This is a genomic window from Kitasatospora acidiphila, from assembly GCF_006636205.1.
Taxonomy (GTDB): Bacteria; Actinomycetota; Actinomycetes; order Streptomycetales; family Streptomycetaceae; genus Kitasatospora; species Kitasatospora acidiphila.
Genome location: NZ_VIGB01000003.1, coordinates 7,095,229 through 7,110,666 on the forward strand (window position 1 = coordinate 7,095,229; position 15,438 = coordinate 7,110,666).

Annotated in this window: 14 protein-coding genes and 2 pseudogenes; 9 read left to right on the forward strand and 7 right to left on the reverse strand. The window is 71.1% G+C overall.

What is annotated here, in order from left to right; translation table 11 throughout:
* Nucleotides 1–138: 138 nt before the first annotated feature.
* Nucleotides 139–255: pseudogene (locus E6W39_RS42215) on the forward strand (type 1 glutamine amidotransferase domain-containing protein); the annotation flags it as partial.
* A 39-nt stretch (nt 256–294) separates the two neighbouring features.
* Nucleotides 295–1,306: pseudogene (locus E6W39_RS33610) on the forward strand (NADP-dependent oxidoreductase).
* An 8-nt stretch (nt 1,307–1,314) separates the two neighbouring features.
* Here E6W39_RS33610 and E6W39_RS33615 read toward each other — a convergent pair.
* Nucleotides 1,315–1,812 carry a GNAT family N-acetyltransferase gene (locus E6W39_RS33615; protein WP_141636693.1) on the reverse strand — a complete coding sequence of 166 codons (498 nt, stop codon included), beginning with the start codon at nt 1,810–1,812 and terminating at the stop codon, nt 1,315–1,317.
* Between the two features lie 153 nt (nt 1,813–1,965).
* Between E6W39_RS33615 and E6W39_RS33620 the strand changes: the two genes are divergently transcribed.
* From E6W39_RS33620 to E6W39_RS33640, 5 genes are all read left to right on the forward strand, one after another.
* Nucleotides 1,966–2,934, forward strand: coding sequence for a threonine/serine dehydratase (locus E6W39_RS33620; RefSeq protein WP_141636694.1), 969 nt, complete (start codon nt 1,966–1,968; stop codon nt 2,932–2,934).
* 222 nt (nt 2,935–3,156) lie between these two features.
* Complete coding sequence (locus tag E6W39_RS33625; protein WP_141636695.1) at nt 3,157–3,543, forward strand: hypothetical protein; 387 nt, start codon at nt 3,157–3,159, stop codon at nt 3,541–3,543.
* Nucleotides 3,540–4,310, forward strand: coding sequence for a transcriptional regulator (locus E6W39_RS33630; RefSeq protein WP_141636696.1), 771 nt, complete (start codon nt 3,540–3,542; stop codon nt 4,308–4,310). The genes E6W39_RS33625 and E6W39_RS33630 overlap by 4 nt, the downstream gene beginning before the upstream one ends.
* 79 nt (nt 4,311–4,389) lie before the next feature.
* Nucleotides 4,390–4,818, forward strand: a complete 429-nt coding sequence (locus E6W39_RS33635; protein WP_323809126.1) for a roadblock/LC7 domain-containing protein — start codon at nt 4,390–4,392, stop codon at nt 4,816–4,818.
* Between the two features lie 64 nt (nt 4,819–4,882).
* Nucleotides 4,883–5,254, forward strand: coding sequence for a hypothetical protein (locus E6W39_RS33640; protein ID WP_101379408.1), 372 nt, complete (start codon nt 4,883–4,885; stop codon nt 5,252–5,254).
* Between the two features lie 28 nt (nt 5,255–5,282).
* Here E6W39_RS33640 and E6W39_RS33645 read toward each other — a convergent pair whose 3' ends face one another.
* From E6W39_RS33645 to lanKC, 4 genes are all read right to left on the reverse strand, one after another.
* A complete protein-coding gene (locus E6W39_RS33645; RefSeq protein WP_141636698.1) occupies nt 5,283–6,245 on the reverse strand; it encodes a hypothetical protein in 963 nt (320 codons plus the stop codon).
* 192 nt (nt 6,246–6,437) lie between these two features.
* Nucleotides 6,438–7,412, reverse strand: a complete 975-nt coding sequence (pip, locus tag E6W39_RS33650; RefSeq protein WP_141636699.1) for a prolyl aminopeptidase — start codon at nt 7,410–7,412, stop codon at nt 6,438–6,440.
* A gap of 158 nt (nt 7,413–7,570) precedes the next feature.
* Nucleotides 7,571–7,708: a hypothetical protein gene (locus E6W39_RS39955; protein ID WP_180356358.1), complete on the reverse strand. Its 138-nt coding sequence runs from the start codon at nt 7,706–7,708 to the stop codon at nt 7,571–7,573.
* Nucleotides 7,709–7,874: 166 nt separating this feature from the next.
* A complete protein-coding gene (lanKC, locus tag E6W39_RS33655) occupies nt 7,875–10,499 on the reverse strand; it encodes a class III lanthionine synthetase LanKC (protein WP_141636700.1) in 2,625 nt (874 codons plus the stop codon).
* Between the two features lie 4 nt (nt 10,500–10,503).
* Here lanKC and E6W39_RS33660 point away from each other — a divergent pair, with 4 nt between their 5' ends.
* Nucleotides 10,504–10,731 (forward strand): hypothetical protein, encoded by a 228-nt coding sequence (locus E6W39_RS33660; RefSeq protein WP_141636701.1) that lies wholly within the window; start codon nt 10,504–10,506, stop codon nt 10,729–10,731.
* A 60-nt stretch (nt 10,732–10,791) separates the two neighbouring features.
* Here the strand turns inward: E6W39_RS33660 and E6W39_RS33665 are convergent, their stop codons facing one another.
* Together E6W39_RS33665 and E6W39_RS33670 are read right to left on the reverse strand one after the other, a co-directional pair.
* Entirely contained in the window at nt 10,792–11,847 is a 1,056-nt protein-coding gene (locus tag E6W39_RS33665; protein WP_181799563.1) for a porin PorA family protein, read from the reverse strand.
* A 159-nt stretch (nt 11,848–12,006) separates the two neighbouring features.
* On the reverse strand, nt 12,007–13,452 hold the full coding sequence (locus tag E6W39_RS33670; RefSeq protein WP_181799564.1) for an aminopeptidase P family protein: 1,446 nt from the start codon (nt 13,450–13,452) through the stop codon (nt 12,007–12,009).
* 240 nt (nt 13,453–13,692) lie between these two features.
* On the opposite strand from E6W39_RS33670, the gene E6W39_RS33675 reads away from it, so the two are divergent.
* Nucleotides 13,693–15,435, forward strand: coding sequence for an ABC transporter substrate-binding protein (locus E6W39_RS33675; RefSeq protein ID WP_141636703.1), 1,743 nt, complete (start codon nt 13,693–13,695; stop codon nt 15,433–15,435).
* The last annotated feature ends 3 nt before the right edge of the window (nt 15,436–15,438 follow it).

Genomic DNA, 15,438 nt, shown 5'->3' on the forward strand with positions numbered 1-15,438 from the left:
CTGAAGGCGCCTGGAACTGAAGGTGCTTGGAGCGGGTGCCGGGCTCACCAGTCCTCGACGGCGGCGAGGATGCGGTCGTGCACCAGCGCCACATGCGGGTTGGCGGACTGCCCGGGACGGGTGACCAGGAAGGCCGTCGTCCAGGTCGGCGAGCCGTGGGTGCCGAACGTGGTCGTCGACGGCAATCTGGTGACCGGCCAGAACCCCTCCTCGTCGGCCCCGCTGGCTGCGGAGCTGCTGAAGAAGCTGGCCTGACCACCGATCACCTTCCGTACGCACGCATCGAGGTACACCATGCCCGTTTCCAGCCGTGAGTGGCAGCTGATCGCCCGCCCGGTCGGCGAGCCCGCGCCGGCGGACTTCGCCCTCACCACCGTCACCGTCGCCGACCCGGAGCCGGACCAGGTGCTGGTCCGCAACACCTGGCTGTCCGTCGACCCTACATGCGCGGCCGGATGAACGAAGGCCCGTCCTACATCCCGCAGTTCGAGCTGGGCGAGACCATGACCGGCAGCGCGGTCGGCGTGGTCGTCGCCTCCCGGGCCGAGAACGTGCCCGTCGGCGCGACCGTCTCCCACTTCAACGGCTGGCGCGAGTACACCGTCGTCGACGCCCCGGCCGTGCGGGTGCTGGACACCGCGCTCGCCCCCGCCCAGGCGTACCTGGGCGTGCTCGGCACCACCGGCCTGACCGCCTACGCGGGTGTCACGGACACCGCCCGGTCAATCAGGGCGACGTCGTCTTCGTCTCGGGCGCGGCCGGGGCCGTCGGCTCGGTGGCCGGGCAGCTGGCGAAGAAGCTCGGCGCCGCCAAAGTCATCGGCTCAGCCGGCGGCCCGGAGAAGGTCCGCCGGGTCGTCGAGCACTTCGGCTTCGACACGGCGATCGACTACCGGCAGGGCGACCTGCCCGCGCAACTGGCCAAGGCCGCGCCCGAGGGCATCGACGTCTACATCGACAACGTCGGCGGTGACCACCTGCAGGCGGCCCTCGGCCGGATGAACCTGCACGGCCGGGTCGCCATGATCGGCGCGATCTCCGTGTACAACGCCACCGAACCGCCGCCCGGGCCGAACACCCTGCCACTGGCGATCGGCAAGCGCCTCACACTGCGCGGCATGAACGTCGGCGACCACTTCGACCTGTTCCCCGAGTACCTGGAGCGGGCGGCGGCCTGGCTCGCCGACGGCTCGCTGCGCGCGGACGAGACCCTGGTCGACGGCATCGAGAACACCCTCGGCGCGTTCCTCGCCATGATGCGCGGTGCCAACACCGGCAAGATGCTGGTCCGGCTCGCCCAGGACTGACACGGGTATCAGGGGAGCAGGCTGCGGCCCATCAGGATGTCGTCGACGTACTGCCCGTCGAGCAGGAACTCCTCGGGGCAGACGCCCTCGACGGCGAAGCCGCAGCGCTCGTACAGGCGGCGGGCCGGCTGGTTGTGGCCGAGCACGCGGAGCGTCATCCGGCGCGCGCCCTGGTCGCGGGCGGACTCGCAGGCCGCTTCGACCAGGGCGCGCCCGATGCCGTGGCCACGGGCCGCCGGGTCCACCACGAGTCCCTGGACCTGCCGGACGTGCTGGTTGGTCGCCAGCGGGGTCGGTGGCACCTGCCGGATGAAGCCGACCACCCGGCCGTTCCGTTCGGCCACCAGGTACTGGTCAGGCGACCGCTGGTCGGCGAAGAGGGCCGCGTTCACGGCGGGCCGAGGTGTCACGTCGCTCAGCCAGGACCAGGTCAGGTGGTTGAGCTCGGCCAGCACGCTCTCGTCCGCCAGGACGGCTTGGCGGACTATCAGATCTGCTACGGACATGACGGCATGCTAACCACACGGCACCGCCCGGACGTTCGGCAATCGTCGGGTTCGGTCCGGACCGATGGGTCGTGATCGGCTGATGGCGATGGCTGCGGCGCAGTGGTCCACTGGAAGCTGACCATCCCTCGGCCTCCCGGTAGGAGCAGCGACGTGCACCAGCTCGGCTATGGCGACATCAAGGCCGCCCGCGATCGGATCGCCGGACGCATCCGTCCCGTCACCGTGGTCCCGGCGGACCTCGGCGGACCGGGTGAGGTGTGGCTGGCCCTGGAGTTCATGCAGCACACCGGGTCGTTCAAGGCGCGGGGCGCGCAGAACTTCATCCAGGCGCACCGAGACGCCGGCGCGCTCCCCGAGCTCGGGGTGACCATCGCGTCGGGCGGCAACGCCGGGCTGGCCTGCGCGTGGGCCGCCCAGCGGCAAGGCGTGCGGGCCACGGTCTTCGTGCCCGAGACCGCGCCGGCGGTGAAGGTCGCCCGGCTCCGCGGCTATGGCGCCGAGGTGCGGATGGTCGGCTCGGAGTACGCGGAAGCCCTGGCCGCCTGCGAGGAGTTCGCGGCCGCCACCGGAGCGCTGGCCGCGCACGCCTACGACCACCCGCTGATCGCGGCCGGGGCCGGCACGCTGCTGGAGGAGATCCAGCAGCGGATTCCGGACCTGGACACCGTGCTGGTCGCGGTCGGCGGTGGCGGCCTGTTCGCCGGGGTGGCGACGGCCGCCCGGCAGCACGGCATCCGCACGGTCGCCGTCGAACCCGAGAACTGCCGTGCGCTGCATGCCGCGATCGAGGCCGGTCGGCCGGTCGACGCCCCAGTGGACTCGGTCGCCGCCGACTCCCTCGGGGCCCGCCGCGCTTCTGTCATGGCCCTGCACGTCGCCCAGCAGGGTGGTGTGCGGTCGGTGCTGGTGACGGACGACGAGATCGTCCGGGCCCGCCAGTCGCTGTGGGAGCAGTGGCGGTTGGCGGTCGAGCACGCCGCCGCCACCGCGCTTGCGGCCCTGACCGGCCCGGCCGCCGCACCGGACCGCGGCTACCGGCCGGGTGCCGGTGAGAAGGTCTGCGTGGTGCTCTGCGGCGCCAACACCGATGCGGGCACGCTGGTCCGGCCCGCGAGCTGACCGGAGCGCCGGTCGCCGGGCGCGTCGCGGCGCGCCCGGGATCGGGTTGCTCCGGTGCCGTGAGGGCAGCTGTGGGGCACCTGTGCAGATGCTGTCATATGCCAAGTGATCATGACGAAAGCCCGTGCAGTCACTCGAACGGGAGTAACGTAGCGCCCCGACGCGGTCACCGGGCGAAGCGGTGACCATGGCACGTCGTGCTGTCCAGTGAAGGGATGTGCGGTGCCGGAGATCGACGGGATGCTTGTCGAAGTCATGACAATTTCCGGTGCGCGCGGCGCTAGCCTGGTGGACTGGACGAGTGGGCTGGCGCTCGCCGTCGCGGGGGAGGGGCCGGGCGGCGACCATGCCCACGGGGCCGCCGACGTCGCGGAGTTGGCGCGCGTGGTCATGCTGCAGCCCTCGTTCGCCGACCCCCTCGCCGATGACCCGGGCGCCGAGGACGTGATCGTCAGCACGCCCGACCGGTACCACCTGATCCGGTTCCTGACGGCCGGGTTCGACGCACGGCTGCTGCTGCACCTCCAGCTGGACCGCGCCGCCGGGAACCTCGCCCTGGCGAGGCGCCAACTGGCCGTGGCAGCCGAGGGATTGGCGGCGGACCGATGACCGCGGTGACCATGCCGGCCTCCGGGGTGCCGAGTTCGCCGGCCGGGCGGCCGCTACCGAGGCGCCGGTGGTCGCGGAACCGGTATCCGGTCGGTGCCTTCGAGGCGGCGCTGGCGGAGCTCGGGGCGCGAGGAGCCGCAGGGGCCCTGCGAGGACCGAGCGGGACCGTCTGGCTCTCGGACGGCGCGGTCGCGGGGGCGCGCAGCCCACTGGTCGCCGATGTCCCGTTCGGCTCTCCGACCCGGCGGCCTTTCGAGGCCGAACTCGTTTGGCGGGAACGGCTCCTGGATGCCGCCTACTACGCATTCGGCCAGGTCGGCGGCGAGTTCGAGTTCCACGCCGCACCGACGCCGGACGGCCTGACGCGCACCCTTCCGCTGGAGGCGCTGCGCCAGGCGATCGGGCGTCGACGGGCGCTGCTCGACCAGGTGCTGGCCCGGCCCGACCTGGACACCGCCCCCGTCGTCGCCGCCGAGGTCCGCCCGGGAATGCCACCCGGGCGCCGCCTGCAGGCCGTACTGGCAGCCACCGACGGCCAGTTGACACCACCGCAGCTGGCGGCCCGGCTCGGCCGCTCCGTCTTCGGAGTGCTGCTGGACGTCCGGCTGCTCGCCGCGGCCGGCCTGCTGCGCCTGCCGCCCCGCCCGCCCGCCGAGCCGCCCCGATCCGGGGCCGCCGCGGCGCCAGATCGTCCACCCGTCGATCCGTCAGATCCGGACGTGGCCATGCTGCTTCGGATTCGAGCCGCCCTGGAGGCCCGGCTGTGAGGCTCCCGCTCACCCCCGTCGACCGCCGAAGCCCGTCATGAAGCGCGCCCTGCGGCAGCTATCAGGAAGGAGGCAGGCCATGTCACCCGTACTCGACTCGGCCGCCCTGCCGGACATCATGGGTGAACTCAAGGAAGTGCGGGCGAGACTGCCGCAGCTCACCGGCGTGCTGCTGGCGACGGTCGACGGCCTGGTCATCGCGCACGACGCCGACGGTGTCGAGCCGGAGGGTGTCGCCGCGCTGACCGCCGCCGCGCTGGGCGTCGGCGCCCGACTGGCCGAAGCCACCGGCCAGGGCGCCCTGTTGGAGCTCCTCAGCCGCGGCGAACGCGGTTACACCGCCACCTACGCCGCCGGCGCCTTCCTTGTGCTCACCCTGTTCACCGGGCCGGACGTCAATGTCGGCCTGCTGCACTTCGAAGCCCGCCGGGCCGGCAGCCGGATCGCCGCGCTCGCCGACGCGCAGCTGCGCCGGGCACCGGTTCCCGGCTCGCCGCTCGGTGTCTGACGGGACGTCAGACACCGTCTCTGTTCTGCACCACCTTGCCCACGACCTCGAAGGAAACTCTCCCATGACTAGCACTGACCTCGCCCTGAAGGACGCGATGAGCAGCATCGAGGGCGCGATCGGCGTCGCCCTGGTGGACTACAACAGCGGCATGGCCCTCGGCACGCTGGGCGGGGGCGAGCTCGACCTCGCCGTGGCCGCAGCCGCCAACACCGACGTGGTCCGGGCGAAGGTGCGCGCGATAGAGATGCTGAACCTCAACTCCGCCATCGAGGACATCCTGATCACGCTCACCGACCAGTACCACCTGATCCGCCCGCTCACCAGCCGCTCCGGCAAGGGCTTGTTCCTCTACCTGGCGCTGGACCGCAACCGGGCCAACCTGGCGATGGCCCGCCACCAGCTGCGCCGGATCGAGGGCGACTTGGAGGTCTGAGCGGGCCGCCAGCACTGTTGAGGCCCGGTCATGGAGTCGCTGCGTCCGCCGCCGGCTTGCGAGTTCGGACGAGTGCCGACACCATGACCGCGCCCGCTGCCACCGCGCCGGCATGCAGCAGGGCGGCGACCGCGAGGTTCTCCGGCAGCGTCGCACCGGCAGGACGCGCCGTCGCCAGGTACAACGTGATCGCCAACTTCCAGCCGCTCCACGCGAACAGCGAGCCCGTCCCCAACCACCCAGCCGTCAACGGCACCCAGCGGGACAGCCGGACGGGCCGCCGTCGGCCGATCACCCAGGTGGCGGCCGCGGCCGTGACCGCCCACGACCCGCACACCCCGTTCAGCAGACGCCAGTCGATGTCCCGGGCCGCCGGGTGCGCGATCCCGGCCGGGCCGCCGATCGCCCAGTAGAGCCAGACCAGGCCGATCGCCGCGCCCGCGCCCGCTGCCCACAGCACCCGGCGCGGGCCGCCCGCGCGGCCGTCACCGACCCGGCCGGCGAACGCGTCCGGCCAGCGCCGCCGACAGTACGCGGGCAGGGCGACCACCAGGCCAAGGCCCATCCCCACGAAGCTGGTCTGGATCATCGCGGCCTCCCAGCCGGGCATCGACGCACCCTGGTTGCCGGACGCCTGGCCACCGCCGGAGTTGCCGCCCGAGCCGCCGCCCAGCAGTGCGTCCAGCGCGACGTACGGCAGCATGGCGACCAGGAACCCCGAGCCCACCCAGGCGACGAACGCCACCAGCGGGCCCTTGATGCGCATCCCCCAGGGTCGGACGAGTGCGAGAGCCATGCCGATCCCCAGCCCCGCCATGCCGATCGTTGTGGTGTTGAGCACCACCCACCCGGCCAGGCTGAAGCCCGCACCGATCGGCAGCAGCCCCGCGATGGCGCCGACCACCCAGCAGACCTTGATCACCGTGTAGGGCGCCATCACCAGTGCCGCCCCGTATGCGGCCAGCCGACCTGCTCTGTCGAACCGATCCATCGGGGATTCCTTCTCTCCGTTGCGGGAACCCCACCTTCACCGTCCGCCTCACCCTGCCGCGTCGTGCCCGGGTCGTATCCCCATCCCCCGCCAGGGTGAGCCGGGGTCCTCGGCCGTGGCGCCGTGTGACGCTGTGCGGCGGCCGGCAGCGGAAGGCCGCCGCCGCACGGCGCCGTCGGAACTCGCCCTGCGTCAGCGCCCGTTCTTGCCGAACCGGGCGAGTGCGTCCAGCACGGTCTGCCGCATGGTGGGGCTGCCGGTGTGCCCCGCCTCGTCGATCACCTTCAACTCGGCGTCGGGCCAGACCCGGGCCAAGTCCCAGGGACCCTTCAGCGGGCAGCCCAGGTCGAGCCGACCCTGCACCATCACACCCGGGATACCCGCCAACCGGTGGGCGTCGCGGATCAGTTGGCCGTCCTCGAGCCAGGCGTTGTTGGCGAAGTAGTGGGCGCAGATCCGGACCAGGGCCAGCAGTGCGTCGTCCGGCCGGTTGCTGTACGCGCCCGGATGGCCGAGCGCCTCATGGGCGATCACCGCGTCCTCCCAGGCGCACCAGTCGCGGGCCGCTTGCAGGCGGACCGCCTGATCCGAATCCGGGCTGTTCAGCAGCCGGTTGTAGGCGGCGACCAGGTCGCCGTCCCGGTCCGCGGCGGGCAGCGCGTCGCGGAACGCCTCCCAGGCGCCGGGCAGCAGCGGGCGCAGCCCGTTGTAGAGCCAGTCGATGTCCTCCTGCCGGCCCAGGAAGCTGCTGACGATGACGATTTCGGACACCCGCTCGGGATGGCGCTGGGCGTAGGCGAGGATCAGGGCCGAGCCCCAGGAGCCGCCGAACAGCAGCCAGCGCTCGACGCCGAGGTGCTCGCGCAGGTGCTCCATGTCGGCGATCAGGTGGTCGGTGGTGTTGTGTTCGAGGCTCACGGACGGATCGGAGGCGTGCGGCAGGCTGTCACCGCAGTTGCGCTGGTCGAACCGGATGATGCGGAAGTCCTCGGGGTTCAGGCCCGAGGTCCGGCTGCGGCGTCCGCCGCCGCCGGGGCCGCCGTGCACGTTCAGCACGGGCTTCCCGTCGGGGTTGCCCAAGGTCTCCCAGTAGATCCGGTTGCCGTCGCCGACATCGAGCAGGCCGTGTTCGTGCGGTCCGGTCAGCTCGTACAGGGGCTGGTCCATGGCAGTCTCCTCCTGAGGTCACGAATCCTGAGGTCACGAAGGGCGAACTTGCCAGGCTAGCCAGTGATTTGACCGATGTCGCGCGAATTTGTCCGGGCATGGCCAGGCGCGGCCCCGGGTGATGACCCGGGACCGCGCTGTCATGGTCTGACTGGTCGTCAGTCGATGGTCGCGCTGGTGTCGTAGCCGCAGCCGGCGGTGCTGCCGCTGGAGCAGCTGCAGAACGCCCCGGCCTCGTCGGCGCCCAGGTACGACAGCTCGGTCTCCATCAGCTGGAGCTCAAGGACCTCGTTCATGTGGTTCCTCCCTCTCTCGGTCGGTGCAGGGCAGGCCTGCGACCTGGCGGTTGCCCGGTGGCCCGGGACATCTGTGGTCCCACGGGGGACTGGTTTCGCGGTGCGGCTCAGTGTGGTCAGCGGTGCTCAGTGGTGGTCAGCGGTGCTCAGTGGTGGTCGGCGGCGCTCAGTGGTGGCCGGCGGTGCCGACGAGGCCGTCGAGGGTGAAGAAGGCGTCGCGGCGGTCGTCCAGCAGTCGGGTCAGGGCCAGCAGCACGCCCGCCGAGCCGGACCACAGGTCGGCGCTGTACCTGGCGAAGTACTCGCCGTGGAAGAGCACGCCGGTGGGGTGTTCCACGGCGTAGCAGAAGAGCCGTGCGGCGGCGTCGAACGCTGCGGCCCGCCCGGTTGCGGAGCCGGTGATGGCCGCGTGCTCGGCGAGCGAGTACACCAGCCCGGCCCGGCCCTCGTAGAGGCCGCCGTAGATGGTCGTCGGGACCGACGACGGAATCAGCGACTCGGCGACGGCTGCCGCCAACTCCTCGTCACCGTACGGCAGATAGCGCGCTGCCACGGTGGCGAAGCCGGCCGAGCCGCGGCCGAGGTAGATGAACCGGCGGCCGTCGATGCCGGAGACGGGGAAGCTCAGGCCCAGGTGGTCGTAGGGGACGGCGCGGGCGCGCTCCTCGGCGAGCAGGGCGAGGCCACGGGACAGGGCGCGGTCGTCGGCGGTGAGGTGGTGCAGGTAGTAGTCGAGCAGTGCGATGCCCGGTCGTCCGTGCAGCAGGCCGGTGGTGTCGTTGTCGCCGAGCAGCGGCGCGAGGTCGGCGCCTTCCGGGACGCGGGCCCGGAGTTCCTGGGCGAGCAGCAGGTGCTTCTCGTCCCGGTCGTGGCCGTGCAGCGCCAGGTGGGCCAGGGCCACGCCGGCGGTGCCCTCGGCGAGGGTCGCCCGCTCGGCGAGGAGGGGGTGGCTGCGGGCGGCTTCGAGCAGCGTGCGCGCCTCGTCGAGCCGGCCGTGGTCGGCGAGCACCCAGGCGATGCCGGCGAGTCCGGTGTGCAGGCCGGGCGGGAGCTTCTCCGGCTCCCGGAGGGCATCGTCGGCCAGTCGGCTGACGATCGCGGGATCCGCCTGCCGCCCCGCCAGCCGCAGGGCGTGCAGCACGCCGGCGGTGCCGTAGGCCACGCACAGCGTGTTGCTGAGGTAGCCGCGCGGCACGGTCGGGAAGACCGGGGTCCTCTCGGGCGCGGCCATCGCGAGCAGGGCGTCGGCGGTCCGGTCGCGCAGCACCCGCAGGTGCTCGGCGGGGGAGGCGGCGACCTCCTCGGGCGTGGGGAGGTCGCTGGGGATCTGCGGGTCGACGAAGCGGGTCGCCGCCTGCCAGAGGTGCTCGCGGGCGCGGGTGATCTGCTCGGTGGCCGGTCCCGGCTCGGTGGCGGGCCTGGTGGCGGCGAGCAGGTGGTGGAGTGCGGTCGGCTGCTGCTGGGTGACGTAGTGCATCGGCCCGAGCAGCAGCAGTTGGGCGATCGCCGCGAATCCGAACTCGTCGAGGAAGCGCGGATCCTTGGTGTTCCGCTCGCGCAGTCCCTTCTGGGCGACGCTCGGGAAGTAGCCCGGCGTACCCATCCGGTCGAGCGGGCCGTCGATCCGCCCCGCGCTCTCGAAGTCGACCAGTCGCACCACGTCCTGGTCGTCGACCATGACGTTGTTCGGACTGACGTCCACGAACGCGAACCCGGCCGCGTGCAGGCGCTCCATCTGCTCGGACAACTGCTGGAAGATGCGCAGGCACCGCTCGTAGTAGCCGGATATCTCGGCGCTGTCGGCGCCGGTGTGGAAGTACGGGAAGTTGTTCAGCACCCAGCCCTGCAAGGACTGGCCCGCGACCAGACTGGTCACCAGGTAGGAGTTCTCCCACCGCTGGAAGTGCGCGAGTGGTTCGGGTGCGAATCCGGGAACCGCCTCATGGAGCGCCCGCAGGGTGTCGTATTCGCGCTGGAGCCGTTCCACGGCGGTGGTTCCGGACCAGTGCAGCCCGGTGTGCCGGCGGGCTTCCTTGACGAAGACGGTCGCTCCGGTCGCCGCCTGCTCGGCGAGGAACGCACCGCCGCCGTTGGCGTGCCGCAGCACCTTGGTGAAGCGCAGCCCCTCGAAGCTGACCTCCTTCGGTGCGGATGGCCCGGCAGTGGACGGCTCGGGTGCGAACGGGTCCTGAATGCCGTCGGGCAGTGCGAAGTTGAGCCTGCGTTCGTCGGGGACAAGAGCGCCGTCGGGGGCCTCGACCAGCAGTTGGCGGGTCCCGTCCGGGCGGATCCGGGCGATCTCGGTGAACGCCCCGTAGCGGTAGGCGACCACCGACCCGTCGCGGAAGCGCCGGTCGCCGAGGATGTGCGGCCCCTCCTCGCCCTCCAGTGCGTCCGCCAGGGCCGTCATCAGCGCGCGGGCGGTCTCGACGTCCGGCGGGTAGACGGCCATGAACTTGCCGCCCTGGACGCGCGGGCCCTGCTTGTGGTGGACCCAGCCGAAACTCATCCAGTTCCGCAGGTACTTGAACGCGACGCCGTGCTCGACGCAGATGGCCGAGGCGATGTCGAGGACGTGCTGCGCGCGCTTCGGGGCCGCGGAGACGTGGACCTTCCAGCCCCGGCTGGCCCGGATCCCCTCCTGGGGCGTGCAGACCTGCCAGATGCCCTTGGCCTGCGTCGACCACGAGGCGGGCAGCTCGCACGGGTGGTATTCGGTACCCGCAGCGGACGGGTCCGCCTCATCCAGTGGGCGGTAGAACATCTCGTCGGCGACGAGATAGGGGATCATTTCCATGAAGGTCGGCCCCAATCGTCTGCTGGAAATGGCAGAGCGGTCCATCGCGGTGATGCCTTGGCGGCGGCGATGGGTGACAGGTAATCAGGGCCCGATCGAACTCGTCAATGGTGTTGGCGCCGGTTTGTTAATGCTGCACGGAAGGACATTATCGGTGCGTATTTTCCCGCGCGAGGTGAACCCCTGCCACGAGTACGGCCGTTACCGCTGGTCGTATGAGCGGTAACGGCCGTAACGGATTCGACCATTCATCAGGTTCGAATGCGGCGGATCCGAAATCGGTGCGTCAGTCGGCGGTGTCCTGGGGCGGCTGCTCCACCGGGGCGGCGGCTTCGGACGGGCGGCGACGGCGGCGGATCAGCAGGGCGGCGAGGATCAGCAGCGCGCCGATGATGCCGGCGATGATCGGCAGCGTCGTGCCGGCCAGCTCGATGTCGTCCCGGCCGTTCTTCGCGTCATTGGCGGCGGAGTTCACGGCGGCCGGGGTCTGCTGGTAGGTGGCGTCGACGACCGGCAGCAGCGGGATGAGGGTGCCGTTCGGGGCGGTGACCGCGGCCGTGCGCTGCTGGGCGCGCTTGACGTCGATCACGGCGCCGGTCTCCGGCTCCACCCAGAAGGTGTCGTTGCCCTGCAGGGTGTATGCCAGCGGTGCCGGATCGCCGAGCGTCGGGAGCAGCGTCGTCAGCTCCTGCTGCTGGGCGGGGGTCAGCGGGCCGAACTGGACGAGGAGTCTGAGCAGGCTCTGCGGCAGCGCCTTGGGCAGGCCGGCCAGCACCTGGCTGTCGGTGATCCGGCTGCTGGGGATGGTCGCCTGGAAGACGTAGGTGTTCAGGCCGGAGCGCTGCTCGGAGTGGCTGTAGGCCACCGGGACGGTGGTCGCGCTCTCCGGGACCCAGCCGGTGTAGGTCTGCTTCTTCGTGCCGAACGGGAAGCTGATCGTCAGACCTTGGGCGTCGACCACCGACCAGCTGCTCGGGTGGCTCGTCACGGGCTCCAGGCTCTTGCGGTCCACCGCGTACTGCCAGGTGGTCTGCTCGACCTGGGTGCCCGCGGCCGTGGTCGTCCGGGCGTCGCTCACCAGGGCGGAGTCGTCCGAGGTCTTCAGGACCTTGACGTTGCGGTTGATGGCGAGCGGCACGTTGTGCTTGACCGCGCCCACCAGGTTGCCCTGGGCCAGGGCCTGCTGGTCGAGCAGGGTGTTGAAGGTGCCGGCCAGCGGGCGCTGGACGTTCACGTCGTCGGGCAGCCGGGCCACATAGGTGGGAGTCACCCAGAACGCGGTCAGGAACGCGCCCGCGATCAGCAGCGCGCCGATCAGCACCGCGCCGTAACGGAGGATCATCGCTCGTCGCATAGCCGACACGATCCTCCGCACCGGGGTCCGTTCTCCGACAGGACCGGGGTGTCGGCGGGGAACCGGCCCACGGTTCAGCCATTCGGTCCCCTGCGGGGGTGGGCGACCCGTCCGACCCCGCAGGGCCGCCCACCGCTTGGCGAGCCGTCAGCCCAGCAGTTCCCCCATCCACTGCTCGATCCCGGCCACCGTCCTCGGCAGCGCGCTGGACATCAGCCGCGCGCCGTCCTCGGTGATCACCAGGTCGTCCTCGATCCGGACGCCGATGCCGCGCAGCTCGGGCGGCAGGGTCTCGTCGTCGGGCTGCAGGTAGAGGCCGGGTTCGACGGTGAGCACCTGGCCGGCCTCCAGGACGCCGTCGAGGTAGGTCTCGTTGCGGGCCTTGGCGCAGTCGTGCACGTCGAGGCCGAGCATGTGGCCGCTGCTGCAGAGGGTGTAGCGGCGGTAGAGGCCGCTGTCCTCCCGCATCGCCTCCTCGGCGGAGACCTTCAACACGCCCCAGTCGTGCAGGCCTTCGGCGATCACCCGCATCGCGGCCCGGTGGAAGTCGCGGAACGCGGCACCCGGGCGCAGCGCGGCGATCCCGGCGTCCTGGGCGGCCAGCACCAGTTCGTAGACCTGGCGCTGCACGGGGGTGAAGGTGCCGCTGAGCGGCAGGGTCCGGGTGATGTCCGCGGTGTAGAGGGTGTCGGTCTCCACGCCGGCGTCGAGCAGCAGCAACTGGCTGCTGTCCAGCGGGCCGTCGTTGCGGATCCAGTGCAGCACTCCGGCGTGGGCGCCGGAGGCCACGATGGTCTCGTAGCCGGTGCCGTTGCCCTCGGCGCGCGCCCGCAGGTTGAAGACGCCCTCCAGCCACCGCTCGCCGCGGTGGTGCCGCAGGGCGGTCGGCAGCGCCCGGACCACGTCCTCGAAGCCCAGCGTGGTGTGGTCGACGGCGAGTTGCAGCTGGTCGACCTCCCAGGCGTCCTTGATCAGGCGCAACTCGCCGAGCACGGGCGCCAGTCCGTCGCTGAGTCCGAGCTGCGCGTCCACCGACGGGTCGACGCCGGCCAGCAGCCGCACTCCGCCGCTGGGGGCCGGCCCGGCGAGCAGCTTCTCCAACTCGTCGAGGTGCGCGGTGCGCAGGCCGGTGAGCTGGGCGGACTCGCCCAGGTCGGGGCGGCGGCCGACCCAGAACTCGCCGTAGCGGCGGTCGCGGTAGAACTCGTCCGAGGAGCCGTCGCGGGGCGAGCGGGGGCGCAGGTAGAGGACCGGCTCGTGCCCCTCGGGGCCGCTGGGCTCCAGCACCAGCACATTGCCGGCCTGGTCCTCGCCGGTGAGTCCGGTGAGCCAGGCGTAGCCGGTGTGCGGGCGGAACCGGTAGTCGCAGTCGTTGGTGCGCACCTTCAACTGGCCCGCAGGTATGACCAGTCGGGCGCCGGGGAAGTGGGTGGAGAGTTTGGCGCGGCGGGCGGGCAGCACATCGTGGCCGGCCACCCGGGCGTCGGCGGGCAGCGGAGTGGCGGCCCAGCCGCCGGCCATGAAGGCGGCGAGGGCCGGGGAGATGGGTAGGTCGTGGCTGCCGACGTTGGGCGGGGTGGGCTGCGAGGTCACGGGGGCATCTCCTCCAGGTGCGGCTTTTGTCCGATGGGGTGGTCCTGATCTGCGTCTTTCGGTGTGCACGGCAAGGGAGTTGAGACTCCGTCCGGATACGTCTGGATAACGGAGCCGCCCAGCCCTTGCTAGTGCAATTTCACATTACTATGTTACGGGTCACACATCGAAGGCGGCTACCCCATGGGCGGACCGCCCGAGTTCGCGGCCCAAACTCGGCCCCCCATCGCGGAGTTGCACATGACCAGGCGTACCCACGCCGCCCTCGCGGCGGCGATCGCGGCGACACTCACCCTCGGCCTCGGGGCGTGTTCCAAGAGCAAGGACAACAGCAGCGACCAGGCCTCCAACGGCGCCGGGCTGACCACCCAGGGAGACGGGATCATCGGCGGTACGCCGGTCAAGGGCGGCACCCTGCACATCCTGTCCAACCAGGACATCTCCCAGCTCGACCCGGCCCGCAACTGGACCGAGCCCGAGATGGACTTCGGCATCCGGCTGCTCTACCGCACGCTGACCACCTTCAAGGCGGTGCCGGGCAAGGACGGTCTGCAGATCACCGGCGACCTGGCCACCAACACCGGTGAGGCCAGCGACGGCGACAAGACCTGGACGTTCCACCTCAAGGACGGCCTCAAGTACGAGGACGGCACCCCGATCACCACCGCCGACGTCAAGTACAACGTCGAGCGGTCCTACGACCCGGACCTCTCCGGCGGGCCCGACTACGCCAAGAAGTACCTGGTCGCCCCGGCCGGCTACAAGGGCCCGCTGAAGGGCCAGGAACTCGGCAACGACTCGATCGAGACGCCGGACGCGAAGACCATCGTCTTCCATCTCAAGCGCCCGGTCGCCGAGTTCGGCTACACCGTCACGCTGCCCACCTTCGCCCCGGTGCCCAAGGCCCACGAAGGCGGCACCACCTACGGCAACCACGTGTTCTCCTCCGGCCCGTACAAGGTGGAGAGCTACGACCGCGGCAAGCAGCTGACCCTGGTCCGCAACACCAACTGGGACCAGTCCACCGACTCGGTCCGCAAGGCCTACCCGGACAAGATCGTGATGGACCAGTCCGGCAGCCCCGAGGGGATCGCCGACCGCCTGATCGCCAACCAGGGTGACGACCAGAGCGCCATCATGTACGCCGACATGTCCGCCGCCAAGGTGGCCGACGTGATCACCAACCCGGACGTCAAGGCCCGCCTGGTCAGCGAGAACGAGAACTGCACGGCGATGGTCACGCTGGACACCAGCAAGCCGCCGTTCAACAACCAGAACGCCCGCCTGGCGGTCGAGTACGGGATCGACAAGGAGGCCTACCAGTCGGCCGTGGGCGGCCCGGCCCTGTCCGACATCGCCACCACCTACCTGCCGCCCTCGCTGACCGGCGGCACCGCGATCGACCACTTCAAGATCCCGACCGCCGGCGACCCGGACAAGGCCAAGCAGTACCTGGCCCAGGCCGGAATGAGCGGCGGCTTCTCCACCGAGCTCACCGCCGACAACGCCCAGAAGGGCCAGGCCGAGGCGGTCCAGGCGGCCCTGAAGAAGATCAACGTCAATGTCACCCTCAACATCGTCGACGCCAGCGTGGCCACCTCGACGATCGGCGACAAGAGCCGGCAGACCGGGATGTCCCTCAACGGCTGGTGCCCGGACTACCCGTCCGGCGCCACCTTCCTGCCGATGATCTTCGACAGCCGGATCATCACCGACACCGGCAACAACGGTGACACCAGCCGGTTCGCGGACCCGGCGGTGGACGCCGAGATCGACCGGATCCAGAGCCTGACCGACACCAACGCGGCCAACCAGGCCTGGAACGCGCTGGACGCCAAGGTCATGGACGAGGCCCCCGCGATCCCGGTCACCTGGCAGAAGAAGCCGCTGCTGGTCGGCTCCAACATCGCCGGCGCCTTCGGCAGCCCGATCTGGTCGGCGGAGATCGACTACGCCACCATCGGCCTGAAGTCCGTCAAGTAAGCA